The sequence below is a fragment of the Streptomyces sp. NPDC001700 genome (assembly GCF_053596435.1).
Genome location: NZ_JBSFGE010000007.1, coordinates 185346 through 211439, shown reverse-complemented (window position 1 = coordinate 211439; position 26094 = coordinate 185346). Strand labels below are relative to the sequence as shown.

Annotated in this window: 23 protein-coding genes and 5 tRNA genes; 16 read left to right on the top strand and 12 right to left on the bottom strand. The window is 70.7% G+C overall.

Translation table 11 applies throughout. The features are described from left to right. The first annotated feature begins 525 nt into the window (after positions 1-525). The 3 genes from ACWC5C_RS16195 (at position 526) to ACWC5C_RS16185 (ending at position 5032) form a co-directional block, all read left to right on the top strand. Positions 526-2937, top strand: a complete 2412-nt coding sequence (locus ACWC5C_RS16195) for a polysaccharide lyase 8 family protein (RefSeq protein ID WP_450876009.1) — start codon at positions 526-528, stop codon at positions 2935-2937. A gap of 244 nt (positions 2938-3181) precedes the next feature. Next, positions 3182-4765 carry an acyl-CoA carboxylase subunit beta gene (locus ACWC5C_RS16190; RefSeq protein ID WP_385446842.1) on the top strand — a complete coding sequence of 528 codons (1584 nt, stop codon included), beginning with the start codon at positions 3182-3184 and terminating at the stop codon, positions 4763-4765. Between the two features lie 24 nt (positions 4766-4789). Then, positions 4790-5032, top strand: a complete 243-nt coding sequence (locus tag ACWC5C_RS16185; protein WP_450876008.1) for an acyl-CoA carboxylase subunit epsilon — start codon at positions 4790-4792, stop codon at positions 5030-5032. Between the two features lie 106 nt (positions 5033-5138). On the opposite strand, the gene ACWC5C_RS16180 is transcribed toward ACWC5C_RS16185, so the two are convergent. The 8 genes from ACWC5C_RS16180 to ACWC5C_RS16145 form a co-directional block, all read right to left on the bottom strand. After that, the gene (locus ACWC5C_RS16180; RefSeq protein WP_450876007.1) at positions 5139-5717 is read right to left on the bottom strand and encodes a GTP-binding protein; all 579 of its coding nucleotides are present in this window, start codon (positions 5715-5717) and stop codon (positions 5139-5141) included. Next, positions 5698-6396 (bottom strand): DUF742 domain-containing protein, encoded by a 699-nt coding sequence (locus tag ACWC5C_RS16175; protein ID WP_450876006.1) that lies wholly within the window; start codon positions 6394-6396, stop codon positions 5698-5700. Before ACWC5C_RS16175 ends, ACWC5C_RS16180 begins: the two co-directional genes overlap by 20 nt. Before the next feature lie 87 nt (positions 6397-6483). Further along, the gene (locus ACWC5C_RS16170; RefSeq protein ID WP_009714795.1) at positions 6484-6897 is read right to left on the bottom strand and encodes a roadblock/LC7 domain-containing protein; all 414 of its coding nucleotides are present in this window, start codon (positions 6895-6897) and stop codon (positions 6484-6486) included. A 10-nt stretch (positions 6898-6907) separates the two neighbouring features. Beyond that, positions 6908-9976 (bottom strand): nitrate- and nitrite sensing domain-containing protein, encoded by a 3069-nt coding sequence (locus ACWC5C_RS16165; protein ID WP_450876005.1) that lies wholly within the window; start codon positions 9974-9976, stop codon positions 6908-6910. Positions 9977-10313: 337 nt separating this feature from the next. Then, positions 10314-10901 (bottom strand): GTP-binding protein, encoded by a 588-nt coding sequence (locus ACWC5C_RS16160; protein WP_385439319.1) that lies wholly within the window; start codon positions 10899-10901, stop codon positions 10314-10316. Continuing rightward, positions 10882-11292, bottom strand: coding sequence for a DUF742 domain-containing protein (locus ACWC5C_RS16155; protein ID WP_009714792.1), 411 nt, complete (start codon positions 11290-11292; stop codon positions 10882-10884). Before ACWC5C_RS16155 ends, ACWC5C_RS16160 begins: the two co-directional genes overlap by 20 nt. Positions 11293-11385: 93 nt before the next feature. Continuing rightward, positions 11386-11799, bottom strand: coding sequence for a roadblock/LC7 domain-containing protein (locus ACWC5C_RS16150; RefSeq protein WP_009714791.1), 414 nt, complete (start codon positions 11797-11799; stop codon positions 11386-11388). A 9-nt stretch (positions 11800-11808) separates the two neighbouring features. Further along, positions 11809-15672, bottom strand: coding sequence for a nitrate- and nitrite sensing domain-containing protein (locus tag ACWC5C_RS16145; protein ID WP_450876004.1), 3864 nt, complete (start codon positions 15670-15672; stop codon positions 11809-11811). A 599-nt stretch (positions 15673-16271) separates the two neighbouring features. Between ACWC5C_RS16145 and ACWC5C_RS16140 the strand changes: the two genes are divergently transcribed. The 8 genes from ACWC5C_RS16140 (at position 16272) to ACWC5C_RS16105 (ending at position 19592) form a co-directional block, all read left to right on the top strand. Continuing rightward, entirely contained in the window at positions 16272-16451 is a 180-nt protein-coding gene (locus ACWC5C_RS16140; RefSeq protein WP_450876003.1) for a hypothetical protein, read from the top strand. Positions 16452-16661: 210 nt separating this feature from the next. Then, the gene (locus tag ACWC5C_RS16135; RefSeq protein WP_450876002.1) at positions 16662-17453 is read left to right on the top strand and encodes a fumarylacetoacetate hydrolase family protein; all 792 of its coding nucleotides are present in this window, start codon (positions 16662-16664) and stop codon (positions 17451-17453) included. Continuing rightward, positions 17446-18942, top strand: a complete 1497-nt coding sequence (gene gltX / locus ACWC5C_RS16130) for a glutamate--tRNA ligase (RefSeq protein ID WP_450876001.1) — start codon at positions 17446-17448, stop codon at positions 18940-18942. The genes ACWC5C_RS16135 and gltX overlap by 8 nt, the downstream gene beginning before the upstream one ends. A 168-nt stretch (positions 18943-19110) precedes the next feature. Next, positions 19111-19182: transfer RNA gene (locus tag ACWC5C_RS16125), tRNA-Gln, on the top strand. Positions 19183-19232: 50 nt separating this feature from the next. Further along, positions 19233-19305, top strand: a tRNA-Glu gene (locus ACWC5C_RS16120). A 31-nt stretch (positions 19306-19336) separates the two neighbouring features. Beyond that, a tRNA-Glu gene (locus ACWC5C_RS16115) sits at positions 19337-19409 on the top strand. A gap of 13 nt (positions 19410-19422) precedes the next feature. Continuing rightward, positions 19423-19494 (top strand) — tRNA-Gln (locus ACWC5C_RS16110). A gap of 25 nt (positions 19495-19519) precedes the next feature. Continuing rightward, positions 19520-19592, top strand: a tRNA-Glu gene (locus ACWC5C_RS16105). A 46-nt stretch (positions 19593-19638) separates the two neighbouring features. Here the strand turns inward: ACWC5C_RS16105 and ACWC5C_RS16100 are convergent. After that, complete coding sequence (locus ACWC5C_RS16100) at positions 19639-20274, bottom strand: MerR family transcriptional regulator (protein ID WP_450876000.1); 636 nt, start codon at positions 20272-20274, stop codon at positions 19639-19641. 115 nt (positions 20275-20389) lie between these two features. Here ACWC5C_RS16100 and ACWC5C_RS16095 point away from each other — a divergent pair, with 115 nt between their 5' ends. Beyond that, positions 20390-20881, top strand: a complete 492-nt coding sequence (locus ACWC5C_RS16095; protein ID WP_450875999.1) for a DUF4188 domain-containing protein — start codon at positions 20390-20392, stop codon at positions 20879-20881. 55 nt (positions 20882-20936) lie between these two features. Here ACWC5C_RS16095 and ndgR read toward each other — a convergent pair whose 3' ends face one another. Further along, positions 20937-21653: an IclR family transcriptional regulator NdgR gene (gene ndgR, locus ACWC5C_RS16090; RefSeq protein ID WP_385439332.1), complete on the bottom strand. Its 717-nt coding sequence runs from the start codon at positions 21651-21653 to the stop codon at positions 20937-20939. Positions 21654-21795: 142 nt separating this feature from the next. On the opposite strand from ndgR, the gene leuC reads away from it, so the two are divergent. The 4 genes from leuC (at position 21796) to ACWC5C_RS16070 (ending at position 24906) form a co-directional block, all read left to right on the top strand. Next, positions 21796-23226 carry a 3-isopropylmalate dehydratase large subunit gene (gene leuC, locus ACWC5C_RS16085; protein ID WP_450875998.1) on the top strand — a complete coding sequence of 477 codons (1431 nt, stop codon included), beginning with the start codon at positions 21796-21798 and terminating at the stop codon, positions 23224-23226. Between the two features lie 6 nt (positions 23227-23232). Continuing rightward, positions 23233-23826: a 3-isopropylmalate dehydratase small subunit gene (gene leuD / locus ACWC5C_RS16080; RefSeq protein ID WP_450875997.1), complete on the top strand. Its 594-nt coding sequence runs from the start codon at positions 23233-23235 to the stop codon at positions 23824-23826. 124 nt (positions 23827-23950) lie between these two features. Continuing rightward, entirely contained in the window at positions 23951-24196 is a 246-nt protein-coding gene (locus ACWC5C_RS16075) for an SCO5555 family protein (RefSeq protein WP_179936968.1), read from the top strand. Between the two features lie 125 nt (positions 24197-24321). Continuing rightward, positions 24322-24906, top strand: coding sequence for an HU family DNA-binding protein (locus tag ACWC5C_RS16070; RefSeq protein WP_450875996.1), 585 nt, complete (start codon positions 24322-24324; stop codon positions 24904-24906). 115 nt (positions 24907-25021) lie between these two features. Here the strand turns inward: ACWC5C_RS16070 and ACWC5C_RS16065 are convergent, their stop codons facing one another. Together ACWC5C_RS16065 and cofC are read right to left on the bottom strand one after the other, a co-directional pair. Further along, positions 25022-25225 (bottom strand): hypothetical protein, encoded by a 204-nt coding sequence (locus ACWC5C_RS16065; RefSeq protein WP_450875995.1) that lies wholly within the window; start codon positions 25223-25225, stop codon positions 25022-25024. Positions 25226-25274: 49 nt separating this feature from the next. Continuing rightward, entirely contained in the window at positions 25275-25934 is a 660-nt protein-coding gene (cofC, locus tag ACWC5C_RS16060) for a 2-phospho-L-lactate guanylyltransferase (RefSeq protein WP_450876159.1), read from the bottom strand. Between the last annotated feature and the right edge of the window lie 160 nt (positions 25935-26094).

Sequence of the window (26094 nt, the reverse complement as noted above, 5' to 3'; positions counted from 1 at the left end):
TGCTCCTGGGCGCCGCGGGGCGCCCCTGGGGCGCGCTTTTAAGCCGCCGCGTTTGAGGGGTTGCCGCGTCGTGGGGGTGCCCGGAGCGGGGATGCCACGTGGCCGGTGGCCGCGCCGAAGGAATACCGGTGCGGGAACGCTGCGCTGCGGGGGGCGCCGTGCCGCAGGGGCGTCGCCTTTTTGCGGGGGTGCCGCGTTGCGCGGGGTGCCGCGCCGCAGGGATGCCGGTGCTGCGGGAACGCCCCTGTGTGGGGGCGTCGTGCCGCAGGGGCGCCGCACTTGCGGGGTGCCGCGTTTGCGCGGGGTGCCGGTGCTGCGGGGAACGCTGCGCTGTAGGGGCGCCGCGTGCTGAGGGGTTGCCGTCTTGCGGGGCGTGCCGCCGGTTGGGCGCGTCGCGGGGGCGTCCCCGGCGCGAGGGGCGTCCCGCTGCGGGGGTGCCCCCGGGGCGTATGGACGCCGCTGAACCCGGGCATCATCCCGCTGCCCGGGTTCACCGCAGGAGGTTCGGCCACCTCAGGAGGTCCCATGCCAGCGCGCCCGTTCGGCTTCTGGTCCCGGCGGGGGTTTCTGGGCGTGGTCGCCGCCGGGGCGTTATGGCCGGGGCAGGCCCGGGCCGCCGGGGTGGACTTCGGCGTACTGCGGCGGCGCTGGACCGACCTCGCGCTCGGCACCGGCTACGACCCCGCCGCCGAGCCGTACGCCAGTCGTCTCGCCGAGACCGGACGGCTGGCCGCCGGGTTCCGTACGGGCATGGCGCCCGCCGCTGCCTCGCTCTGGCCCGACCAGCCCTTCGACCCGCCCGCCGGGATCACCCAGAGCTACGCGCGCCTGAACACCATGGCCCAGGCCTACGCCCAGCCCGGCACCGGCCTCACCGGCGATCCCGGTCTCGCCGACGACATCGCCCGGGGCATCGATCACCTCGACGCCACCGTCTACCACCCCGGCACCACCCGCTACGGCAACTGGTGGGAGTGGCAGATCGGCAGCCCCCGGCTGCTCCTGGACACCCTCGCGGTCCTGTACGACCGGCTCGGCGGCGAGCGGCGGGCGCGCTGCCTCGCCGCCGTCGACCACTTCGTGCCCGACACCATGCTCGGCGACTACACCGGCACCAGCACCGGCGCCAACCGCGTCGACCTGTGCCGGGTCGTGGCGCTGCGCGGCATCCTCGGCGCGGCGCCCGCCAAGGTCGCGCTCGCCCGGGACGCGCTGTCGCCCGTCTTCCCGTACGTCACGAAGGGCGACGGGCTCTACGCCGACGGATCGTTCATCCAGCACACCTGGGTCGCCTACTCCGGCACCTACGGCTACGTCCTGCTCGACGGCCTCGGTCGGCTCTTCGCGCTGCTGGCCGGGTCGGAGTGGGAGGTCACCGACCCGAACCGGCGGATCATCCTGGACAGCGTGGAGCACGCGTACGCCCCGCTGCTGCACGACGGGCTGATGATGGACTGCGTCTCCGGCCGGGCCGTCAGCCGCGGCGTCCAGACGAACGACCCACGGGCCATCGCGCAGAGCGACCACCAGCGCGGCCATCTGCTCCTCGCCGCCATCGCGCTGCTCGGCGCGGGCGCGGACGACGCCGCGCGGGAGCGCTGGAACGGCATGGTCAGGGGCTGGATCGCACGCGACACCGGCCACCCCGTGCTGACCGACCCGCAGTTCGGCGTCGCGGACCTGGCGCGGCTGGCCGCCGTGGCGAGCGGGCCGGGACCGGCGCTGCCCGAGCCGGTGGGCCACCGGCTGTTCCCGGCGATGGACCGGGCTGTGCACCGGCGCCCCGGCTGGACGGCCGCCCTGGCCATGGCCTCGGACCGGATCGCCTACTACGAGAACGGCAACGGCGAGCACCCGCGCGGCTGGCACACCGGCGCCGGAATGCTCTCCTGGTGGGCCGGTGAGCGCACGGCGTCCCAGTACACGGACGCCTTCTGGCCCACCGTCGACCCCTACCGGCTGCCCGGAACCACCGCCTCCGCCCGGCCACTGGCCGACAACGAGGGCGGCGGCTGGGGCGAGCCCAAACCCGCCGCGCGCTGGGTCGGCGGCACCACGGATGGGGAGTTCGCCGCCATCGGCCAGGACCTGCGCGGGCTCGGCTCCACGCTGCGCGCCAAGAAGTCCTGGTTCTGCGTGGCCGACGCGGTCGTCTGCCTCGGCGCGGACATCACCGCCCGCGACGGCGCCCCCGTCGCCACCGTCGTCGACAACCGGAACCTCGGCGCAGACGGTACCCCCACCCTCACCGTCGACGGCGTCCCCCAGCCCGCCGCCCCCGACCGGACCCGCACCTTCCGCCGGGCCCGCTGGGCCCATCTCGCCGGGCACGGCGGCTATGTCTTCCCCGGCGGCGCCACCCTCCGCACTCGCCGCGAGGCCCGCACCGGCTCCTGGCGGGACATCAACACCGGCGGCTCCCCGGACCCGGTCACCCGCCGCTACCTCACCCTCTGGCACGACCACGGCACCGACCCCGATGGCGCGGACTACGCCTACCTCCTGATGCCGGGCGCGGGCCCGGCCGCCCTCGCCGCCCGGGCCGCCGACCGCCGCTGGCTGACCGTGCTCGCCAACTCCGGTGCCCGGCAGGCGATCGCCATCCCGTCGCTCGGCGTCACGGCCGCGAACTTCTGGGCCCCGGGCACGGCGGGCGGGCTCACCGCGAGCGCCCCGGCGAGCGTGCTGCTGCGCCGTACAGGGACCCGTACCAGGACCCGTACAGGGACCTGTACCGGAACGCGCACCGCGCACCTCGCGATCGCCGAGCCGCTCCGCACCGGGGAGCCGTTCGAACTGCGCTGGGCGCGCCCGGTGCGCGCCGTGACGGCCCACGACGCCACGGTCGAGGTGCTGGCCACCGGCGCCGCGCTGCGGCTGCGCGTCACCCCCGGCACGGCCTGCGCCACCCACCGCTGCGAGCTCGCGCTGTTCTAGGGGATCCCCTAGGCAGCGCGGGGCCGTGGCCCCGACGGCCGTCGGCCATTCGGGTGGTAAAGCCCACCGGTTACGGGGCGTCGCCCACAAGATTGTGGGGTGCCGACAGCCCTCCGGACCCTTGGGGGTGCCGGGTAAGGGGAAATCCGCTGTCCAGTTCTGTTCCGCCTGCCCACGAAAACGGGCCCGACGTTGTATGGAATTGACATGCGTTTCCGGGGGTCAGGGAACGTACCGTCGTTCCATGACCAATCTCGAAGGTGCGCCCGAAGAGGCGAGTGACGTCCGCGGGCGCGTCGCCGAGCTGCACGCGATCCGCGAGCAGGCTCGGCGCGGCCCGAGCGAGCGGGCGACCGAGGCCCAGAAGGCCAAGGGCAAGCTGACGGCTCGCGAGCGGATCGATCTCCTGCTGGACGAGGGGTCCTTCAACGAGGTGGAGTCGCTGCGGCGGCACCGCGCGACCGGTTTCGGGCTCGAGGCGAAGAAGCCCTACACCGACGGGGTCGTCACCGGCTGGGGGACCGTCCACGGCCGGACGGTGTTCGTTTACGCACACGACTTCCGGATCTTCGGCGGCGCGCTGGGCGAGGCCCACGCCACCAAGATCCACAAAATCATGGACATGGCCATCTCGGCCGGGGCACCCCTGGTGTCCCTGAACGACGGTGCCGGCGCCCGTATCCAGGAGGGCGTCTCGGCGCTCGCGGGCTACGGCGGCATCTTCCAGCGCAACACCAAGGCGTCCGGCGTCATCCCGCAGATCAGCGTGATGCTCGGCCCGTGCGCCGGTGGCGCCGCCTACTCCCCGGCGCTCACGGACTTCGTCTTCATGGTCCGCGAGACGTCCCAGATGTTCATCACCGGACCCGACGTGGTCCAGGCGGTGACCGGGGAGAAGGTCAGCCAGAACGGCCTGGGCGGCGCGGACGTGCACGCCGAGACCTCGGGCGTGTGCCACTTCGCGTACGACGACGAGGAGACCTGCCTGGAGGAGGTGCGCTACCTCCTCTCGCTGCTGCCGCAGAACAACCGGGAGAACCCGCCGACCGCCGAGGCCGACGACCCGGCCGACCGGCGCGGCGAGTCGCTGCTCGACCTCGTCCCGGCCGACGGCAACCGCCCGTACGACATGCGCAAGGTCATCGAGGAGATCGTCGACGACGGCGAGTACCTGGAGGTCCACGAGCGCTGGGCGACCAACATCATCTGCGCCCTGACCCGGCTCGACGGCCAGGTCGTCGGCATCATCGCCAACCAGCCGCAGTCGCTGGCCGGGGTGCTGGACATCGAGGCGTCGGAGAAGTCCGCGCGCTTCATCCAGATGTGCGACGCGTTCAACATCCCGCTGATCACCTTCCTCGACGTGCCCGGCTTCCTGCCCGGTGTGGACCAGGAGCACGGCGGCATCATCCGGCACGGCGCCAAGATGCTGTACGCGTACTGCAACGCGACCGTGCCGCGCATCTCCGTCATCCTGCGCAAGGCGTACGGCGGCGCGTACATCGTCATGGACTCCCAGTCCATCGGTGCCGACCTGACCTACGCCTGGCCGACCAACGAGATCGCGGTGATGGGCGCCGAGGGCGCCGCCAACGTGATCTTCCGCCGTCAGATCGCCGACGCGGACGACCCCGAGGCCATGCGCGCGCGCATGGTCAAGGAGTACAAGTCCGAGCTGATGCACCCCTACTACGCGGCCGAGCGGGGCCTGGTGGACGACGTCATCGACCCGTCCGAAACCCGTGAGGTCCTCATCCGGTCCCTGGCGATGCTGCGCGACAAGCACGCCGACCTGCCGTCCCGCAAGCACGGCAACCCGCCGCAGTAACGCCACGAGGGAGACGAACACACCGTGAGCACGCCCACCGACATCGCCGATACCGCCTCCGCGGCGGCCACCCTGGTCCGGGTCGAGAAGGGCCACGCCGACGCCGAGGAGCTGGCCGCGGTCACCGCCGTCCTGCTCGCCCGCGCGGCCGCCACCGCCGGTCACTCGCGCGACGGCGGCGCGGTCCGCCCGCGCCGCAGCGCCGCGCGCTGGCGCCGCCTGGAGCGCCGCCCGGCGTTCAGCGCCCCGCACAGCTGGCAGGGCTGACGCCCCAACGCGAAATCCCCCGCACTCCCATCGGAGTGCGGGGGATTTCGCGTACCCGGTACCGTCCGGTTTCCGGCGGGCCGGGGCCCGCCGGAAACCGGCGCCGCTAACGCAGCCGGGCCATCAGCGCGTGCTCGACCAGCGTGATCAGCGCGCTCTTGGCCTCGCTGCGGTGGCGCGCGTCCGTGATGATGATCGGCGCGTCGGGGCCGATCTGCAGCGCCTCACGGACCTCTTCGGGACTGTAGGGCTGGTGTCCGTCGAAGCCGTTGAGGGCGATGACGAAGGGCAGTCCGGAGTTCTCGAAGTAGTCGACGGCGGGGAAGCAGTCGGCGAGGCGGCGGGTGTCGACGAGGACGATGGCGCCGATGGCGCCGCGGACCAGGTCGTCCCACATGAACCAGAACCGGTCCTGTCCGGGGGTGCCGAACAGGTACAGGATCAGGTCCTGGTCGAGCGTGATGCGGCCGAAGTCCATGGCCACCGTGGTGGTGGTCTTGTCCGGCGCGTGGGTGAGATCGTCGATGCCCGCCGAGGCGGACGTCATCACGGCTTCGGTGCGCAGCGGGTTGATCTCCGAGACCGCGCCGACGAACGTGGTCTTGCCCACGCCGAAGCCGCCCGCCACCACGATCTTCGCGGAGGTGGTGGAGCGGGCTGCACCGCTAGAGCTTGCGAAGTCCACTGAGCACCCTTTCGAGCAGTGTCACGTCAGGCTGGCCGCCGGCGGACTCGTCGCCGCCGGGCTGATGAATGGCGACGAGCCCGGCCTCGGCCAGGTCGGCTACGAGGATTCGGGCGACGCCGAGGGGGATGGTGAGCAGTGCGGAGATCTCGGCGACCGACTTGATCTCACGGCACAGTTGGCAGATCCGCTGGTGCTCGGGCAGCTGGCCCTGGAGCTGGCTGGGATCGGCCGTGGTGTGTACCAGTGCCTCGATGGCGAGCTGGTACCGGGGCCGGGTACGGCCCCCGGTCATGGCGTACGGCCGCACCAGGGGGTTATGCGCGCCCCCCGTGGGGGAAGGTTCCGGTGCGAGGCGCTGAGGCGGCTGTACGGGCTGGATGCGGGGTGGCTGCGGTGGTTCGTACATCGGACTCTCGGGAGGCGCGTAGGAGGGCGCGTAGAGGTCCTGCTGCCCCTGTGGGATGTGGGGCTGCGGGGGCATCGGCTCCTGGGCCTGCTCGCCGGGGTAATCCCAGGACTGATCGCCCGGGTAATCCCAGGACTGGTCGCCCGGGTACGGGGAGCGGGACTGGCTGCTGGGCGCGGAGGGGAAGTTGAAGCGCTTCATCGGGGCTTCTCCGCGCGGTTCGGACGGCTGCCCATGGCCGTACGGATATCCGCTAGGGGGCGTTGCCACGTTTCCTCCTCCAACTCCAACGTGCCTGTCGGCCGGTCGCGCCACCGCACCCTATGGCGCGGTGGCGCGAAACGCACTCCATGTTTGCTAGTTGAGAAGACTGCCTTGCAATTCGGCGCGCAGGTCGGGGGTGAGGACGTTGCCCGCGCGATCGACGAGCAGGGCCATCTCGTAGCCGACGAGGCCGATGTCGCACTCCGGGTGGGCGAGTACGGCGAGGGAGGAGCCGTCGGAGATGGACATGATGAAGAGGAAGCCTCGTTCCATTTCGACGACGGTCTGGTTGACCGCGCCGCCTTCGAAGATGCGGGAGGCTCCGGCGGTGAGCGAGGTCAGGCCGGAGGCGACCGCCGCCAATTGATCGGCTCGGTCACGGGGGAAGCCTTCGGACATCGCCAGAAGGAGTCCGTCGGCGGAGACCACCACCGTGTGGGACACCCCGGGGGTGTTGTCCACGAAGTTGGTGATCAACCAGTTCAGGTTCTGCGCCGCCTGGCTCATCGGGCTCACACTAACGCTCCTGATCGTAGGTGCTGCCGGGGCCGAAGCCCTGTTGGTCATGCTGGTCACGCGGGGGGATCCCGGATCCCGCGTCGCGTCCCCGCTGGATGCCGCTGCGCAGGTTGCTGAGCCTGCCGCGGATGTCCTCCGGGGCCCGGGAGACCTGGGGGCCACCCTGTCCGGTGGGCTCCGCGGCACCCTCGACCAGGTTGGCCTTGGGTACCCTCCGGGGCAGACCGGAGGAGGTGACTCCGCCGGCCTTCGGCTCACGGAGCTGTTCGGCACGGTGCCAGCGCTGGTCGTTCTCCGACTGCCACCGGTTACCGTCCTCCTGCGGGGCCTGCCGCGGCCGTTCCGGCGCCGCGGGCGCCGCCGGCTCCCCGACTGCCGCCTGTGCCCCTGTCTCCTCGGACGGCTGCCACTGCCTGTCGCGGCGCGGGAGCCCCGCGTCGGTCATCGAGTGGACGCCGCTCGGAGAGGGGCCCGGACGGTGGAACTCTACGCGGTCCCGGGAAACTTCGGGACCGCCGGGTCCCGATTCCGTTTGCGTCCCGAACTGCGACGCGAAGGGGTTTTCAAAAGATCCGGAATCGCCCCACTCTCCCTGCTGGGAAGGTGAGTTGTAGCCGACATACGGCTGCTGTTCCGGCTCCGTCTGGGCGGTGAAGTCCGCTTCCGGTTCAGAAAAGGCGGAATCCTGGTACCCGGGAGCGACCGGTCCCGGCCCCGGCTGGGCCAGCAGATCGGGGCCTGGCTGGGCCAGCAGGTCGGGCCCGGCCGGGTCGTGCCGGGGCTCCTGCTCGGGCTGCATGGCCTGCATCCCGCCGTACTGCCGCTGAAGCTGTTCCTGGGCGTATGACGAGTCGTCGAAGCCCAGCTCAGCGGCCGTACGGGAGGACAGCGCGGCGTCCTCGGCGGTGTACGTGGGCTGCGGATCCGGCTCCGGGGCGAGCCGGGAGACCGTGAAGTCCTCCTGGGGCAGCTCCTCGCCGCCACCGCCGTGGGTGATCGCCTCGGGCAGCATCACCAGCGAGGTGGTGCCCGCCTGCTCACCGGCCGGGCGCAGCTGCACCCGGATGCCGTGCCGGTCGGCGAGGCGGCCGACCACGAACAGGCCCATGCGCTGGGAGACCGCGGCGTCCACGGTCGGCGGCTTGGCCAGCTTGTGGTTGATGTCGGCGAAGTCCTCGGCGGTCAGGCCGATGCCCTTGTCGTGGATCTCGACGACCACCCGGCCGTCCGGCAGCCGGGTCGCGGTGACCCGCACCTTGGTGTGCGGCGAGGAGAAGGTGGTGGCGTTCTCCAGCAGCTCGGCGAGGAGATGGACGAGGTCGGTCACCGCCGTGCCGTGGATCTCGCTCTCGGAGATCCCGGCCAGTTCGATCCGCTCGTACGACTCCACCTCGGACGAGGCGGCGCGCAGCACGTCGATCAGCGGCACCGGCTGGTTCCAGCGGCGGCCCGGCTCCTCGCCCGCGAGGATCAGCAGGTTCTCGCCGTTGCGGCGCATACGGGTGGCCAGGTGGTCCAGCCGGAAGAGGTGCTCCAGCTGGTCCGGGTCGGCCTCCCGGCTCTCCAGTTCCGAGATCAGGGTGAGCTGCCGCTCGATCAGCCCCTGATTGCGACTGGAAAGGTTCGTGAAGATCGCGTTGACGTTGCCCCGCAGCATCGCCTGCTCGGCCGCGAGACGGATCGCCTCGCGGTGCACCTGGTCGAAGGCGCGGGCGACCTCGCCCAGTTCGTCCTTGGTGTTGATCGGGATCGGGGTGACCCGGGTGTTCACCCGGCCCGGGTCGGTGCGGGAGAGCTGGTCGACCACCATGGGCAGCCGCTGCTCGGCCACGTCGAAGGCGGCGTTGCGCAGCTGGAGCATGCTGTGGCTCATCGAGCGGGCCATCCGGCCGGCCACGATGAACGCCACGAGCAGGGCGACGAGCACGATCGCGGAGTTCACGATCGTGTCCTGCTTTGCGTTCGCGGATATTTGCGATGCCTCGTTCACGGCCTTGTCGACGAGGTTCTGCTCGGCGTCGCGGTACGCGTCGAACTTGACCGTGGACGCGGTGAACCAGGTGTCCGGGGTGATGCCCTGGTCCGCGAGGTCCTTGGGTGACGAACCACCGGCAATGGCCTGGACCATCCGGTCCATGGAGGGCGGTTCGGCGTACGTCTTCCCCTCCGACTCGGCCTTCTGCTTCGCCGCGGCGCCCTGCTCGTCGGCCCGCTTCTTGGCCGCGGTGAGGGTGTCCTCCAGACGGGTCACGTCCTCCGGGGTACCGGCGGCGTTGAACTCCCCGAGGGCGATGCCCTCCAGGTAGACATAGCTGCCGAAAGCGGTCAGCTGGGTCTTGCGGTCGGCCGCCGAAGGACCCGGCTTGACCAGCAGATGCGTACCGATGGAGCGCTGCAGCGACTCGGCGCCCTTGGCCAGCGAGACCGCGTAGACGGTGCGGCCGTAGGAGGTGATGTTGCCGGTGCCCAGGCCCAGTTCGTTCGCGAACTCGATCAGCGAGTGCTCGACGCCGACGTAGCCCTCTTCGGTCTTCACCGCGCCCAGCCGGTCGGTGTAGGCGTTCCGCCGCAGCGCCGCCAGCTGGGGTTCGGTCGCCCGGAACGCCTTGAGGCGGCGCTTGAGGGTCGCCGTCTGCGGCATGTCGGCGGCCGCGTCGTCGAACTGCTTCTTCATCGTGTCGGTCGTCGCGCGCATCTTGCGCACCACGTCCTCATTGGTGCCCGTCAGTAGCGGTCCCGCGGTGCGGTCACGCTCGTCGACCAGGGCGTGGGCGTAGCTCTCGGCGGCCCGGACCAGCTTGGCGGTGCGCTCCGCGTCCTGCGCCTCGTTCCAGGTGGCGAACGACGCCTGCACCTGGAAGCCACCGAAAACCAGCGCCACCAGCACCGGGATGAGCAAAATGGCGTAAAGCCGCGTGCGCACCCCCCAGTTCCGCGGGGTGATCCGGCCACCGGTGGGGGCGGGCGGATCCGACGCGTCTGCGGGCGGTGCCGCAGTGCGTGTACGCGGCGGCGGGGTGAAGTTCCCTCGCGCTTCTTGCGCGGGGTCCGGCGTGCTTCGCCTCACTCGACCAAAACCTCTCGGCGTCGGCACCGATCTCGTGCCGTTCCCAGTTGAGCCCTCTACTGCCCAGTTCAGCGAATTCCAGCACGCCCCGCTGGTGCTTTCCAAACACTGTGCAAACCGCTCAGTCTGTTGTCTAGACCAGAGATAAAACGGGCGTTAAGGGTGAGGCATGTCAAATACCGAACTAATTGAGTGCTCAGCGGAGTCGCCCGCATGCGCTCCGTGTCGAAGAGCCGCGTTTTTCTCTGTCGAAACGTTATGAAGGTACGAGCGGGCCGTGTCGTTGGACACAGCCCGCTCGTACCTTCGCTGTCGGACAACCTCCGGCGATCTGCCCCTACTTGAGCCGGGCCATCAACGCGTGCTCGACCAATGTGATAAGGGCGCTCTTGGTCTCGCTGCGGTGGCGCGCGTCCGTAATGATGATCGGGGTGTCCGGGCCGATCTGCAGCGCCTCGCGAACTTCCTCCGGAGCGTAGGGCTGGTGTCCGTCGAAGCCGTTGAGGGCGATGACGAAGGGCAGTCCGGAGTTCTCGAAGTAGTCGACGGCGGGGAAGCAGTCGGCGAGGCGGCGGGTGTCGACGAGGACGATGGCGCCGATGGCGCCGCGGACCAGGTCGTCCCACATGAACCAGAACCGGTCCTGTCCGGGGGTGCCGAACAGGTACAGGATCAGGTCGTCGTCGAGCGTGATGCGGCCGAAGTCCATCGCCACGGTCGTCGTGGTCTTGTCCTGCACATGGCTCAGGTCGTCGATGCCCGCCGAGGCGGACGTCATCACGGCTTCGGTGCGCAGCGGGTTGATCTCCGAGACCGCGCCGACGAACGTGGTCTTGCCCACGCCGAAGCCGCCCGCCACCACGATCTTCGCCGAGGTGGTCGTGCGGGCGGGCGGGGCGCCGCCGCTAGAGCTTGCGAAGTCCACTGAGCACCCTTTCGAGCAGTGTCACATCCGGCGTACCGCCCGTCTCCGAGCTGCCCCCCGGCTGGTGAATGGCCACCATGCCGGCTTCCGCCAGGTCGGCCACCAGGATCCGCGCCACTCCGAGGGGGATGTTCAGCAGCGCCGACACCTCCGCTACGGACTTGACCTCCCCGCAGAGATGGCAGATGCGCTGGTGCTCGGGGAGCAGTCCCGCCAGATGCGCGGGGTCGGCCGTGGTGCTGACCAGTGCCTCGATGGCGAGCTGGTAGCGCGGCCGGGTCCGGCCTCCGGTCATGGCGTAGGGACGCACCAATGGCTGGTCGCCTTCACCCCCGTACGGCGAGTGGTGATGGCCGCCGTACGGGCCGGTCGAGGCAGGGGGCGGGGTCATGAGTCCTCCGGTCGGACAACAAGGTGACGACTGTGCCGTCGGTCGGTGCCGGTGGGGGGCGCCCGGCCGTACGGCCGGGCTGGCGGTCGGGGGTCAGTTCAACAAGCTGCCTTGCAATTCGGCGCGCAGGTCGGGGGTGAGGACGTTGCCCGCGCGATCGACGAGCAGGGCCATCTCGTAGCCGACGAGGCCGATGTCGCACTCGGGGTGGGCGAGTACGGCGAGGGAGGAGCCGTCGGAGATGGACATGATGAACAGGAAGCCCCGTTCCATCTCGACGACGGTCTGGTTGACCGTGCCGCCCTCGAAGATGCGCGAGGCCCCGGTCGTGAGGGACGTCAGGCCGGAGGCGACCGCCGCCAGTTGATCGGCTCGGTCACGCGGGAAGCCTTCGGACATCGCCAGAAGGAGTCCGTCGGCGGAGACCACCACCGTGTGGGACACCCCGGGGGTGTTGTCCACGAAGTTGGTGATCAACCAGTTCAGATTCTGCGCCGCCTGGCTCATCGGGCTCAACTAACGCTCCTGCTGGTAAGTCGGGCCTACGCCGCGATCGTGGTTGCCGTCGGGACCGGGCTGGGCCCGACGACCCTGCTGAATCCCCCGGCGGAGGTTGGTCAGCCTCCCGCGCACGTCGTCGGGCGCGCGAGACACCTGGGGCCCCACCTGCTCGGGCTGCTGCGACGGCTGGGCCGCGCCTTCCACGAGATTCGCGCGGGGCACCCGCCGTGGCAAGCCGGACGACGTGATACCGCCGGCGGCGGGCTCGCGGATCTGCCCGGCGCGGCGCCAGCGCTCGTCGTTGGCCGACGAGGACTGCCATGTCGCGTCCCCGGCACCGCCGAGCCCCTGGAAGCCTGCGCCGTTGGTGCCGTTCGTGCCGCCGACGCGCTGGACTCCGTTGGTGTCGCGCAGGGCGCTGGTGCCGCTCGCCCCGGTGTCGTTCGACCCGATGCCGTTGTACTCACCGGTGTTCCAGGACGGCTGCTGCGGCTCGCGGCCCCGCGTGGGCGGAACGGCCGAGGCGGGCCGCCCGGAGGCGGGCGGTTCGGGAGCCGGGGCGGGCGGCTCGGCGGTGTACTGCCCGGCGTCGCTCTGGTTGCCCGGGGTTTCGGGCTGGTGGAGCCAGGTGGATTCGATGGTGTCGAATATCGGCGTCCGGCCGTCGCCGGGACCGGCGGGCGGCAGGCTGTCGTCCTGGCGGCCGTTCCGGTCGTCCCGCACCTGCGGGAACTGACCGGTGTCGCCGGGCCCCTGGCCCAGCTCCGGCCGCTGGAACTCGCTGGTGTCGCCGGGGCCGTGCCCGTAGTCGGGGCGGCTGAACTGCCCGGTGTCGCCCGGACCGCGGCCCTCCTGGCCGGGTACGGCGAACTCGCCGGTGTCACCGGGACCGCGGCCGAAGTCGGGCCGCTGGAACTCACTGGTGTCGCCGGGCCCGCGTCCGTAGTCCGGGCGCGGGAACTCGCCGGTGTCACCCGGGCCGCGGCGCGGCTCGAACAGGTTGGGGCCGTCGCTCAGCTGCGGCAGCTCACCGGTGTCGCCGGGGCCACGGTTGCCGAACGGATCGCGGCGCTCGCCCGGGCCGGGGCCGGGGCCGGGGGCGGAGAGAAGGTCAGGACGCTCGTACTGGCCCGTGGTCTCGGGCTCCTCGTGCCCGCGCGGCCGGTCGGCCGCGTCCCGGCGCCCGGCACTCCAGTCGTCCTCGGGACGGCCCCAGCTGGGGCCGGGCTGCTGCGCCTGCGGACCGGGAAGCTCACGTGCCGGGTCGCGCGAGGGCAGCTCCGGACGGTTGCCCTGGTCGCCCGCGTCGGCGCGGTGGGGCGCACCGGTCGGCGGCGCGACCGTCGGCCCCTGGTCGCCGCGCGAGGGCAGCGGGGGACGGGCACCGGAACCGCCGCGGTCACCCGCACCGCCACCGGATCCGGCCGGGGGCTCGTTGCGCTGCGGGGCGGCCGAGCGTCCGGGCGCCTCGAAGAGGTTCGGAGCGGAGGGAGCCCCTCCGGACGGGCCCGAGGGACCCGCGTCCGCACCGGCACCGGCCGGACGGGTCGGCAGACCGCCGCCGCCGTTGCCGCCGCCATTGCCGGGCAGCGCGGTGCGCGGACCCGAACCGGGGACCTGCCGCCGCGGCGGCGGCGAACCGAGCAGCCCCGCCGAGCCGTTGCCCTGCCCGCCGGCACCCGGAGCGCCCTGGCCGGGGGCACCGGCCTTGCCGCCCGCGCCCTGCGGCTGGGGCTTGCGGTTCCCCTGGGCGACGTCCACCGGCAGCATGACCAGCGCCGTCGTACCGCCCGAGTCGGACGGCCGCAGCTGGATGCGGATGCCGTGACGCAGCGACAGGCGGCCGACCACGAACAGGCCCATGCGCCGGGACACCGACACATCGACCGTGGGCGGCGAGGCCAGCCGCTCGTTGATCGCGGCCAGGTCCTCGGGCGAGAGCCCGATACCGGTGTCGTGGATCTCGACCAGCACCCGCCCGTCGGGCAGCGCGTGACCGGTGACCTTGACCTTGGTCTGCGGCGAGGAGAACGAGGTGGCGTTCTCCAGCAGCTCGGCGAGCAGGTGCACGAGGTCGTTGACGACCCGGCCCGCGACCTCGGTCGCCGGGACCGAGCTGAGTTCGATGCGCTCGTACTGCTCCACCTCGGAGGCGGCCGCGCGGAGCACGTCCACCAGCGGCACCGGCCGGGTCCAGCGGCGGCCGGGCTCCTCGCCCGCGAGGACCAGCAGGTTCTCACCGTTACGGCGCATGCGGGTCGCGAGGTGGTCGAGCTTGAACAGCGACGACAACTGGTCCGGGTCGGCCTCGCGGCTCTCCAGCTCGGAGATGAGCGAGAGCTGGCGCTGGATGAGGCCCTGGCTGCGGCGCGAGAGGTTGGTGAACATCGCGTTGACGTTGCCCCGCAGCAGCGCCTGTTCGGCGGCCAGCCGGACCGCCTCGCGGTGCACGTCGTCGAAGGCCGCGGCCACCCTGCCGATCTCGTCCCGGCTGTGCACACCGACGGACTCGACGGAGGTGTCCACGTCCTGCGGGTCGGACTCGGACAGCTGCTTGACCAGCTCGGGCAGCCGCTTCTCGGCGACGTCCTGCGCGGTGTCCTGCAGCCGGCGCAGCGAGCGGACCATGGACCGGGCCACCACGAAGGCGCCGACCAGCGAGACACCGAGGACGAGCAGGATCAGCGCACCGTTGAGGATCGCGTCCTGCTGGGCGTCGTCGCGCAGCTCACGAGACTTCTGCGTCATCTCGCTGAGCAGCGTCTGCTCGATCTTGCCCATCTCGTCGATCTTGATACTGTCCTGGTCGTACCAGTCCAGATAGGTGCGCTTCTCGGCCTTGAGACCGTCCGGGTCGCGCACCGCCCGGTCGGCGTACATCGTCGCCGCCTTGATGTCCGGGCGGCTGTCCAGCGGCTCCAGCAGGTCCTCGGAGTTGCCCTGGCGGATCTGTTTGAAGCTGCCGAGCGCCTCGTTCTCCTTGTCGACCGCGGTCCTGGCGAACCGGCTGTCGTTGGCGGAGAACTCGGCGCCCTTGGGGTCGGCGAGGGCGGCGCTGATGAGCGCGCGCTGGATGGAGGCGTACTCCTTGGCCGAGGAGAAGGTGGCGAGCGCGCGGGTGTTGTTGATCATCGCGCGGTTGCTGGTCGCCTGGGCCATGTCCTGCGACAGCGACAGCAGCGAGTTGATCAGCTCGTTGTAGTCCTGGACCGTCAGCGAGTAGTACGCACTGTTGCCGTACGCCGTGTCGCGGATATCGTTGATCTTGCCGAGCTGGCGGTCGATGTTGACCAGCGTGGACTGCACACCGGCCATGGACTGGTCGCCGGGCTCGACGTTGTCGGTGGCCTTGCGGAAGGCCGCGATCGCGCGGTTGGTGTCCTCGCGCGTGGAGACGACGCCGTCGTCCTTCTCGTTGCCCTTGCTCGCCAGCGGCCCCGCCGACTTGTCCCGCTCCGCCTGGAGCGCGTTCGACAGCTGAGTGGCCTGCTGCGTCATGTCGGTGAGCAGCTTCATCTGGTCGAGCTGCTGGATGTTGTCCAGCGAGGTGTCGATACGCAGCGCTCCCAGCGTGGTCGCGGCGACCACCGGGAGCGCCAGCAGGGAGACCAGCCGGGTACTGATACGCCAGTTCTTGAGGGCGACCCGGGCACCGGGCCCGCTGGGCGCCGTCGGCGTGGTGGGCTCGGCGGCGCCGCCGCCACCGCTGGGCGCACTGGTCTTCGTAGCGCCCTGGGCGCCGGTCTCGGGGCTCTGGCCGGCCGGGGGCCGCCCGCCGCCCTGGGCGCGCTGGGGCGCGGCGCCGCGGGCGGTCCCACCACGCGGTTCCGGGTCCGCCGAAGCTTCCCCACGGCCCTGGCGGGCCTGGGGGGACCCCATACCATCCCTCTTGAAACGTCCCTGCACTAGCGTCGCAACCTCTGGACCAGGCGCCCCACTGGATCAGCAGTGGAGCGGTGTCGAGTCGAGGGGGACCGCGGCCCCCCAATTCGGTCGTGAGTGACCGGCGCGCTTCCTTTCGTATATCGACAAGAGAGGAGCCCCGCCGCTCGGCGCCTCTCTGTCTTGCGCCCCCATGCGCGCCGGGCTGATTCCCGCGGCGGTCCCGGGAATTCCAGCACAGTGCCGGATGCTGCAACAAGGGCAAGGGGTCAGGCTGTGACGCGCGTGACGCTCAGTACGGGCTTTATTACCGGACGTAGAAAGTCATGTCTGCGATAACGGACTTTTGTGAACGAGTCGATCGCGGTAACGGCGTGTCCGGCTAGCGATGATCAAGAGCGGAACGTCTGCTTCGGGGGTGCAATGTCCGTTTCGGGGCGCGGATCGCGTGTCGCGAATGTGGCATTTACCCGATCAGTCGTGAGCAAAATCACATGCCGGTCGAGACTTTTTCTGCGAATCCATGGGCAAGGCGGCCTCTAGCCTGACGCTTTACACCACCGGTCGATACGACAACAACGCGAGGCGTAAACCCAGTGAAGACGACGATGATGTTCCGCACCATAGCCAACCCCCGGCGCACCACCCTGGCCCATCTCGAGGACGCCGAGGAACTGCGGACCGAGACCGGCGAAGCGCCGGAGCACCCCGTCGAACTGCCCACCCAGACCGCCAACCCCCGGCGCACCGTGCTCACCGAGGCCCCCGGGCACTGATTTTTTGGGGCTCGGTTCGCCTCCGGGGCGCAAAAGCCGATGTCGACGGTCGACCGTGCTCGGCCCCTCGTTCCTCGGGGCCTGCGCGCGCTCTCCCTTTCGACACCGGCGCGCCCCTTCGGCTCACTCGCCCCGGCGGCGCGCGGGAGGCGGGGCGATAGCCTGGAGCGTCAGTCTCCAGCGAGTTCAGTTAAGGGGCACCAGCTTCCCGTGCGCATCGCCAGATTCTCCCTCGACGGCAACGTCGCCTTCGGAGTGGTCGAGGGCGAGCCGTCCGATCAGGACGGCCCCGTCGTCGACATCATCAAGGGACACCCCTTCGCCGACTTCGAGCGCTCGGGGCAGAAGATCCCCCTCAGCAAGGTCCGGCTGCTGCCGCCCGTCCTGCCCAACAAGGTCGTGGGCGTGGGCCGCAACTACGCCGAGCACGCCGCCGAACTCGGCAACGAGGTCCCGGACGTCCCGGTCGTCTTCTTCAAGCCGTCCACCGCGGTGACCGGCCCCGGCGACCCCATCGCGTACCCCTCCTTCTCCTCCGAGGTGCACCACGAGGCCGAGCTGGCCGTGGTCATCGGACGGATGTGCCGCGAGGTCCCGCGCGAGCGCGTGGCCGACGTCATCCTCGGCTACACCTGCGCCAACGACATCACCGCGCGGGACGCGCAGCGGCGCGAGAAGCAGTGGGCGCGGGCGAAGGGCTTCGACGGCTCCTGCCCGCTGGGCCCCTGGGTGGAGACGGGCATCGACCTGGAGCGGGCGGGCGACCTCGGGGTCATGTGCACCGTCAACGGCGAACAGCGGCAGCTGGGCCGCACCAGCGAGATGGTCCGCTCGATCGAGGACCTGATCGTGCACATCACCGAGGCGATGACGCTGCTCCCCGGCGACGTCGTCCTCACCGGCACCCCGGCGGGCGTCGGCCCCCTCACCGTCGGCGACGAGGTCGCCGTCACCATCGAAGGCATCGGCACTCTCACCAACAAGGTGATCAAGCGTGGCTAGCGCAAGCTCCTCCGCCCCCGTGCGGGTTCGTTTCTGTCCCTCGCCGACCGGCAACCCCCATGTGGGCCTGGTCCGCACCGCCCTCTTCAACTGGGCGTTCGCCCGCCACCACGGCGGCACCCTGGTCTTCCGCATCGAGGACACCGACGCCGCGCGCGACTCCGAGGAGTCGTACGCGCAGCTGCTCGACGCCATGCGCTGGCTGGGCTTCGACTGGGACGAGGGCCCCGAGATCGGCGGCCCGCACGCGCCCTACCGCCAGTCGCAGCGCATGGACATCTACGCCGACGTCGCGGCCAAGCTGCTGGAGGCCGGGCACGCGTACCGCTGCTACTGCACGGCCGAGGAGCTGGACGAGCGCCGCGAGGCCGCCCGCAAGGCCGGGCGCCCCTCCGGCTACGACGGCACCTGCCGCGCGCTGACCCCCGAGCAGATCGCGGCGCATGACGCCGAGGGCCGCACCTCGATCGTCCGCTTCCGGATGCCCGACGAGCCGATCACCTTCACCGACCTGGTGCGCGGCGAGCTGACCTTCACCCCGGACAACGTTCCGGACTACGGCATCGTGCGCGCCAACGGCGCCCCCCTCTACACGCTCGTCAACCCCGTCGACGACGCGCTGATGGAGATCACCCACGTGCTGCGCGGCGAGGACCTGCTGTCCTCCACCCCGCGCCAGATCGCGCTCTACCGGGCGCTCGCCGAGATCGGCGTGGGCGGCGGCCTGGTGCCCGCCTTCGGCCATCTGCCGTACGTCATGGGCGAGGGCAACAAGAAGCTGTCCAAGCGCGACCCCCAGGCGTCGCTGAACCTCTACCGGGAGCGCGGCTTCCTCCCCGAGGGGCTGCTCAACTACCTCTCCCTGCTGGGCTGGTCGCTCTCGGCCGACCGGGACGTCTTCTCGCGGGAGGAGATGGTCGCCGCGTTCGACATCTCGGGCGTCAACGCCAACCCGGCGCGCTTCGACCTCAAGAAGGCCGAGGCGATCAACGCGGACCACATCCGCCAGCTGGACGTCAAGGCCTTTATCGAGGCGTGCGACCCCTGGCTGCAGGCCCCGCACGCGCCCTGGGACCCGGAGCGCTTCGACGCGGCCGCCTTCGAGGAGCTGGCCCCGCTGGCCCAGACCCGGCTGACGGTGCTGTCCGACATCACCGCCAACGTCGACTTCCTCTTCCTGGCCGAGCCGGTGGAGGACGAGGCGTCGTGGACGAAGGCCATGAAGCCGGGCGCGGACGCCCTGCTCGCCACCGCCCGCGCGAAGATCGCCGAGGCCGACTGGCAGGCCGAGCCGCTGAAGGAGGCCGTCCTCGCCGCCGGTGAGGAGCACGGCCTCAAGCTGGGCAAGGCGCAGGCCCCGGTCCGCGTCGCCGTCACGGGTCGCACGGTCGGTCTGCCGCTGTTCGAGTCCCTGGAGGTCCTGGGGCGCGAGCGCACACTGGCCCGCATCGACGCGGCGCTGGCCAAGCTGTCGGCGTCGTCGGCCTGACGACCCGGAGGGGCGCCGCGTGCCCGGCACGCGGCGCCACCGACCCGGCAATCCGTTTTGGTGGCCCGTCCACCATCGGGTAATGTTCTTCCTGCGCCGCCCGGGCGGGCCGAAAGGCCGGACCGGGGCGCAAACCCAGACAACACCCCGACAGGGGTGGAGTTTTGGTGGGGTATGGTGTAATTGGCAGCACGAGTGATTCTGGTTCACTTAGTCTAGGTTCGAGTCCTGGTACCCCAGCAAGAGATCTTCTCGATTTCTTCGTGAATCTCTTGATCAAGCAAAACCAGGCCCCCGTTGTGTAGCGGCCTAGCACGCCGCCCTCTCAAGGCGGTAGCGCCGGTTCGAATCCGGTCGGGGGTACAGATCTCCAGCAGTTACGGAGATCGCTAGGGCCCCCGTTGTGTAGCGGCCTAGCACGCCGCCCTCTCAAGGCGGTAGCGCCGGTTCGAATCCGGTCGGGGGTACTGGTCTATACCATGGGCTATGGTGTAATTGGCAGCACGAGTGATTCTGGTTCATTTAGTCTAGGTTCGAGTCCTGGTAGCCCAGCGCAGTGCAGGATGTGCTGATTCAGGCCCCCGTTGTGTAGCGGCCTAGCACGCCGCCCTCTCAAGGCGGTAGCGCCGGTTCGAATCCGGTCGGGGGTACAGAACAGAGAAGGCCCTCCGTGGAGACACGGAGGGCCTTTTCGTGTTATTCCACGTCATCGAAGCGGCGGCCGGACTCCTCGGCCTGGGCGAGCCGCCGCAGGCTCAGCAGCACCGGCTCGTACAGCACGGTCAGCGCGACGGACGCCTCGATCTGCCCGGAGGGCGTGTCGTACGTCTCCACCACATCCAGTTCGTGGACGGCCAGTTCGGACGCCAGCCGGGCGTACGGGAGCAAGTGGCCGGTGTCATACGGGTATCCGAGGCGGGCCAGCGACGCGACGGCCTCCACCAGCATCCGGTAGGCCGGGGAGTCCCGGTCGTGGGTCCAGCCGAGCCGCTCCAGCAGCGCGTCCGCCTCCTCCCGGGCGCGGGCGGTCTCCGGGGCGTGGTTATCGGGTTCCGGGCCGTGCGGCAGCGCCCAGACCGCGGCGCCCAGCCGCATGTGCTGGCTCAGCGACTCGTCCTCGGCGGCCTTCAGCACCTCGCGGGCGGTGGCCACCGGCATCCGGCCGACCTGGATCAGCGCCCGCACCAGCCGCAGCCTGCGCAGATGCTCCTCGCCGTACTCGGCCTTCGTGGCGGTCAGGCGCTCGCCCGGCGGCAGCAGCCCTTCGCGCAGGTAGTACTTGATCGTCGCGGTGGACACTCCGCTGCGCTCGCTCAGCTCCGCCAGTCGCATGCCGTCCCTTTCCCTCGCGGTTTTCTCTTGCGCTTCCGTATGGAGAGTGCCACTATCCAATCATTGGATAGCTTCACTATCCATTATGTCGTGACGTCGGAACGAGGGGATCGCCATGGGTGCCGATGTGATCGAAGGCCGGATGACCGCCGAGAGTGAGGGGGAGGTGACCGTCTTCCTCATCGGGATGCGCGTCAACCGCTTCCGCGCGCTGCGCAGCTGGCTGCCGGTGTTCAATGCCATGCCGCGGATGCTGCGCGAGCTGTCGCGGGACAAGGGGAGCGGGCTGCTGGGCTACGAGCTGCTGGTGGGCCCGCCCCGGGTGCTGTGCGTCGTCCAGTACTGGGACTCGCACGAGAAGCTGATGGCGTACGCCTCGGCGCAGGGCAAGGAGCACCGCCCGGCCTGGGCCGCGTTCAACCGGCGGGCCCGGGAGGGCCGGGGGAAGGTCGGCATCTGGCACGAGACGTACGTCGTACCGGCCGGTGCGCACGAGTCGATCTACTCCGGCATGCCGGCGTTCGGGCTGGGCAAGGCCACCGGGGTCGTCCCGGTCGGCCGACGCGGCGAGCGCGCGGCCGACCGGCTGTCGCTGAAGGGCGCGTAACCACCGCGCGCCAGGGGGGCGGGCGTGCGGTGATCAGGCGCCCGTAACGCGGGCATCAGTGGCCCCGGCGCAGCGCGTCCGAGAGGCGCGCCGCCGCGTCGATGACCGCCTGGGCGTGCATACGGCCCGGGTGGCGGGTCAGCCGCTCGATCGGTCCGGAGACCGAGACGGAGGCGACCACACGGTTGGACGGGCCGCGCACCGGGGCGGACACGGACGCCACGCCCGGCTCCCGCTCGCCGATCGACTGGGCCCAGCCCCGCCTCCGTACGCCGGAGAGCGCCGTCGCGGTGAAGCGGGCGCCCTGGAGGCCCCGGTGCAGCCGCTCCGGCTCCTCCCAGGCCATCAGGATCTGGGCCGCCGAGCCCGCCTTCATGGGGAGCGTGGAGCCGACCGGCACGGTGTCCCGCAATCCGGACAGCCGCTCGGCCGCCGCGACGCAGATGCGCATATCGCCCTGGCGCCGGTAGAGCTGCGCGCTCTCCCCGGTCACGTCCCTGAGGTGGGTGAGGACCGGGCCCGCCGTGGCGAGCAGCCGGTCCTCGCCCGCCGCCGCGGCCAGCTCGGCCAGGCGCGGGCCCAGGATGAAGCGCCCTTGCATGTCACGCGCCACCATCCGGTGGTGCTCAAGTGCTACCGCCAGCCGGTGCGCCGTGGGGCGCGCGAGACCGGTGGCTCCGACCAGCCCCGCGAGGGTGGCCGGACCGGACTCCAGAGCGCTCAATACCAGAGCCGCCTTGTCGAGAACGCCGACGCCGCTAGAGTTGTCCATGAAACGATACTCGCGTCTCACAGTGTGAAACGCAAGTTCAATTTTTCGGGATACCCGCCACTCTGTAACTGGCGGGCCCGCGACCCAGGGCACGTACTCGACACGAGTTGGGCCGGCGAAGAGGCCGGTCGGAGGGAAAGCGATGGGACGGACACTCGCGGAGAAGGTCTGGGACGATCATGTCGTCCGGCACGCCGAAGGCGAGCCCGACCTCCTCTTCATCGATCTGCACCTGCTGCACGAGGTGACCAGCCCGCAGGCCTTCGACGGCCTCCGCAAGGCCGGCCGCCAGGTGCGCCGTACCGATCTCACCATCGCGACCGAGGATCACAACACCCCGACCCTCGACATCGACAAGCCGATCGCGGACCCCGTCTCCCGCACCCAGTTGGAGACGCTGCGCAAGAACTGCGCGGAGTTCGGGGTGCGTCTGCACCCGCTCGGCGACGTCGAGCAGGGCGTTGTCCACGTAGTGGGACCGCAGTTGGGACTGACCCAGCCCGGCACCACCGTCGTCTGCGGTGACAGCCACACCTCCACCCACGGCGCCTTCGGCGCGCTCGCGTTCGGCATCGGCACCAGCCAGGTCGAGCACGTGCTGGCCACCCAGACGCTGCCGCTCGCGCCGTTCAAGACCATGGCCGTCACCGTCGAGGGCGAGCTGCCCGAGACCGTCACCGCCAAGGACCTGATCCTGGCGATCATCGCCCGCATCGGCACCGGCGGCGGCCAGGGCTTCGTGATCGAGTACCGCGGCTCCGCCGTCGAGCAGCTCTCGATGGAAGCCCGGATGACCGTGTGCAACATGTCCATCGAGGCGGGCGCCCGGGCGGGCATGATCGCCCCGGACGAGACCACCTTCGACTACCTCCAGGGCCGCCCGCACGCCCCGGAGGGCGAGGAGTGGGACCGGGCCGTCGAGTACTGGCGCACGCTGCGCAGCGACGACGACGCGGTCTACGACCGCGAGGTCGTCATCGACGCCTCCGAGCTGGCCCCGTTCGTCACCTGGGGCACCAACCCCGGTCAGGGCGCGCCGCTGTCGGAGTCGGTGCCGGACCCGGCCACCTTCGAGGACGCCAGCGAGAAGTACGCCGCCGAGAAGGCCCTGGAGTACATGGGTCTGACGGCCGGTCAGCCGCTGCGCGAGATCAAGGTGGACACCGTCTTCGTCGGCTCCTGCACCAACGGCCGCATCGAGGACCTGCGCTCCGCCGCCTCCATCCTGTACGGCCGTTCGGTGGCCGACGGGGTGCGGATGCTGGTGGTCCCGGGCTCGGTACGGGTCGCGCTGCAGGCCGTGGAGGAGGGGCTGGACAAGGTCTTCACCCAGGCCGGCGCCGAGTGGCGGCACGCCGGCTGTTCGATGTGCCTGGGCATGAACCCCGACCAGCTCGCCCCCGGTGAGCGCTCGGCGTCCACGTCCAACCGCAACTTCGAGGGCAGGCAGGGCAAGGGCGGCCGTACCCACCTGGTCTCGCCGCAGGTCGCCGCCGCCACCGCGGTGCTCGGCCATCTGGCCTCGCCCGCCGACCTGTCCGACGCCGACGTCACCGTTCCCGTGGGGGTCTGAGCAGCCATGGAAGCATTCACCACGCACACCGGCCGGGCCGTTCCGCTGCGCCGCAGCAACGTCGACACCGACCAGATCATCCCCGCGCACTGGCTCAAGAAGGTCACCCGCGACGGTTTCGAGGACGGGCTGTTCGAGGCCTGGCGCAAGGACCCGGAGTTCGTGCTCAACAAGCCCGAACACAAGGGCGGGACGGTTCTGGTGGCCGGCCCCGACTTCGGCACCGGCTCCTCGCGCGAGCACGCGGTGTGGGCGCTGCAGAACTACGGCTTCAAGGCCGTGATCTCCTCGCGCTTCGCCGACATCTTCCGGGGCAACTCCCTCAAGAACGGGCTGCTGACCGTCGTCCTGCCGCAGGAGACCGTGGAACGGCTCTGGAAGCTGGTCGAGGCGGACCCCACCACGGAGGTCACCGTGGACCTCGTCGACCGTCAGGTTCGAGCCGAGGGAATCACGGCTGATTTTGAGCTTGACGAGAACGCCCGGTGGCGACTCCTGGAGGGGCTGGATGACATCAGCCTCACCCTCAGGGAGGAGGCCGACATCGTCGCGTACGAGGGTCGCCGCTTCTCCTTCAAGCCCACCACGACGGTGCTCTGACCCCCCGGTTTCCCCTGCACAGAGCGGGTTTGGCATGATGCGCCGCCAGTCCTCGGACTGGCGGCGCATCGTCATGTTGAGGCCCCGTGAAGCGACAACTCGCCTCAGATGGCACAATCAGTGCATGGAACGCGACGGCCAACTCGAGCTCTACGGTCTTGTCGCTGCCCGGCTCAAGGAAGCGCACACAAGGGTGCGCACACTGCAAGTCCCGGAGGGCGTACGGATGGCGCTGTCCCGGAAGCTGCTGGTGATCACGGCAGCGTCAAAACACGATCTCGCAGACGCGGCAAGGCGTCTGGAGCGGTTGATGAACGACCTCGACGAGGGCCGTTTCCCCGAAGATCCCGACTCCTACCGAAGCCCGTGACGACCGAGTGCGTTGCGGCACAAGGGTGATTAGCCCGTTTCGTGTTTGATTTGCGGTATATATCTGCCTAACGTGCGAAAAAGCTTGAACACATTCGTTCCAGCAATGTCTCCGAAGGGGAAGACGTGAACAAGGCGCAGCTCGTAGAAGCGATTGCCGACAAGGTCGGCGGACGACAGCAGGCCGCCGAAGCGGTCGACGCGGTCCTGGACGCCATCGTCCGCGCGGTGGTCGGCGGGGATCGAGTTTCGGTCACCGGTTTCGGTTCGTTCGAGAAGGTGGAACGGCCCGCCCGGTACGCCCGTAACCCCCAGACCGGAGAGCGGGTCCGGGTCAAGAAGACCTCGGTGCCCCGTTTCCGCGCGGGTCAGGGCTTCAAGGACCTGGTGAGCGGTTCGAAGAAGCTGCCGCGGGGCGGCGAGGTGGCCGTGAAGAAGGCCCCCAAGGGCAGCCTCCAGGTCGCCGCGAAGAAGGCCGCGGCCAAGAAGGCCACCGCCAAGAAGGCGGCTCCGGCGAAGAAGGCGGCCGCCAAGAAGACCGCGGCCAAGAAGGCGCCCGCCAAGAAGGCCCCGGCGAAGGCCACCGCCAAGAAGGCGGCTCCGGCGAAGAAGACGACCGCCAAGAAGGCCACCGCGAAGAAGGCCCCGGCGCGCAAGACGACCGCGCGCAAGGCCCCCGCCAAGAAGACCACCACCGCCAGGAAGCGCTAGTCAGCGCCGTACAGCGGCACCTTTCACGCGCCGGGCCGGGCTCCGAAGAGGGAGCCCGGCCCGCGGTGCGTGCGCGTGCCCGGAACCCCCGCCGCCGGAGCCCCCGCCTGGGGTGTCAGAACGTCTGCAGGGTGATGAAGACGACGCGCCGCTCGGTGCCCTCGCCCGCGACCTCGATCCGGACCCGCTGCCCGGGCCGCAGCGTCAGCAGCCCCCCGGCGTCGAAGGCCGCCGCGTCGAAGGGCAGGGGCGTGCCGTCGTCGAGCAGCACACTGCCCGTACGGGCGTCGGAGTCGTAGGTGTAGGCCGTTCCCTGCATACCCGCCAGCCTAGTGCGCCCCGCCCGGCGCCTCCCCTCGGGGCACCCCCTACGTCCCCGGCAGCGCCGCCCGCCGACCGGGCGGGCAGGAGGTGCCGCACAGCCGGGCCGTATGGGGGCCGACGCCCAGCGCCAGCGCCGCGCGCAGGTCCTCGCCGGTGTCCACGTCGCGCCGCACCGAATCGACCCCGGGCAGCTCGATCTCGTACGCGCCGGACGCCCGGTGCCGGGCCCGGGAGGCGCCCCCGAAGGCGGGGGCGAGGTCGGTGCCAGGCGACGCCGCGAGGAGTGTCGTACCGACCCCCGCAGCGTCCGCCAGAAAGGCGCGTGGGAAGCCCGCGGCGGCTTCGAGCACCTGGTCGAGGTCGGCGGTCCGCAGCGCCGGGAGATCGGCGTTCAGCGCCGCCACGAAGGCCCTGGGGCGGCCCTCCCGTACCGTCCGGGCGCCGTGCGCGAGCGCCGCGTTCAGTCCACGGCCCGGCGTATCGGGCAGGATCCGGGCGCCGAGGGCAGCCAGCTCGCGCGCGGCGAGCGGGTCGTCCGTGACCACGGTCACCCCGCCCACCCGCCGACTGGCCAGCGCCGCACCCACCGTGTCCTTGGCGAACGCCAGCGCGAGCCCCGGCCGCAGGGCGTCCCCGGTGGCGTCGGAGAGCCTGCTCTTCGCCCGTGACAGGGGTTTCAGCGGCACCACCAGCATCCACACCACAGGGCTTGCGTTTCTTCCCACGGACCCCATTCTCGCCTGCTGCCCGGCTCGTCCCGGACGTGGCGGGGTTACGGTGTCCTCGACAGACCGAGTACCTGGAGCGAGACTTGTGCGGCTGCCACGACGGCAGCAAGCCAGCAGGTCAGCAGGGTCAAGAGGA

Bases quoted from the DNA above. Each gene is read 5' to 3' on its own strand.
- ACWC5C_RS16195 (WP_450876009.1), top strand. From the start codon at position 526: ATGCCAGCGCGCCCGTTCGGCTTCTGGTCCCGGCGGGGGTTTCTGGGC.
- ACWC5C_RS16190 (WP_385446842.1), top strand. From the start codon at position 3,182: ATGACCAATCTCGAAGGTGCGCCCGAAGAGGCGAGTGACGTCCGCGGG.
- ACWC5C_RS16170 (WP_009714795.1), bottom strand. From the start codon at position 6,897: ATGAGCCAGGCGGCGCAGAACCTGAACTGGTTGATCACCAACTTCGTG.
- ACWC5C_RS16155 (WP_009714792.1), bottom strand. From the start codon at position 11,292: ATGACCCCGCCCCCTGCCTCGACCGGCCCGTACGGCGGCCATCACCAC.
- ACWC5C_RS16150 (WP_009714791.1), bottom strand. From the start codon at position 11,799: ATGAGCCAGGCGGCGCAGAATCTGAACTGGTTGATCACCAACTTCGTG.
- ACWC5C_RS16145 (WP_450876004.1), bottom strand. From the start codon at position 15,672: ATGGGGTCCCCCCAGGCCCGCCAGGGCCGTGGGGAAGCTTCGGCGGAC.
- ACWC5C_RS16100 (WP_450876000.1), bottom strand. From the start codon at position 20,274: ATGCGACTGGCGGAGCTGAGCGAGCGCAGCGGAGTGTCCACCGCGACG.
- ACWC5C_RS16095 (WP_450875999.1), top strand. From the start codon at position 20,390: ATGGGTGCCGATGTGATCGAAGGCCGGATGACCGCCGAGAGTGAGGGG.
- ndgR (WP_385439332.1), bottom strand. From the start codon at position 21,653: ATGGACAACTCTAGCGGCGTCGGCGTTCTCGACAAGGCGGCTCTGGTA.
- leuC (WP_450875998.1), top strand. From the start codon at position 21,796: ATGGGACGGACACTCGCGGAGAAGGTCTGGGACGATCATGTCGTCCGG.
- leuD (WP_450875997.1), top strand. From the start codon at position 23,233: ATGGAAGCATTCACCACGCACACCGGCCGGGCCGTTCCGCTGCGCCGC.
- ACWC5C_RS16075 (WP_179936968.1), top strand. From the start codon at position 23,951: ATGGAACGCGACGGCCAACTCGAGCTCTACGGTCTTGTCGCTGCCCGG.
- ACWC5C_RS16065 (WP_450875995.1), bottom strand. From the start codon at position 25,225: ATGCAGGGAACGGCCTACACCTACGACTCCGACGCCCGTACGGGCAGT.